Origin of the sequence: Bremerella sp. JC817 (genome assembly GCF_040718835.1) — a bacterium.
GTDB lineage: Bacteria > Planctomycetota > Planctomycetia > Pirellulales > Pirellulaceae > Bremerella.
Window position 1 is genome coordinate 1 of record NZ_JBFEFG010000141.1, and the last position, 337, is coordinate 337.

At 63.5% G+C, this 337-nt stretch carries 1 pseudogene; it reads right to left on the reverse strand.

Annotated elements, in window-relative coordinates:
• A pseudogene (locus AB1L30_RS00665) lies at positions 1–304 on the reverse strand (hypothetical protein); the annotation flags it as partial.
• Positions 305–337 lie beyond the last annotated feature (33 nt).

Below are 337 nucleotides of genomic sequence, written 5' to 3' on the forward strand. Positions count from 1 at the left end.
GACCCTGTCCTCCACCCCGATGGGGAAATGCAGCTCGCAAGGCTTTCAATTCCGCGCGATCGGCCGCCGGGACCCCCAGTCCATGCCCTTCGATGAGTCCGACGGAATCGGGATCAATCGCCGATCGCCGATAGGCTCGACGGATTGCTCGGAGATGGCCCTTCGCGTCTGGCGCGGCCAATCCACGGCCCAGTCCATCGCTTGCCAGGCCCACTGCCTTGAGCACCGCATAGATTCGATCCTGGTTCCGTTCCGCATCTCGCAACCGTTTCAGCACGAGCACCCCAACACCTTCTCCGGGCACAAGGCCGTCAGAATCGGCGGCAAATGGCCGAGG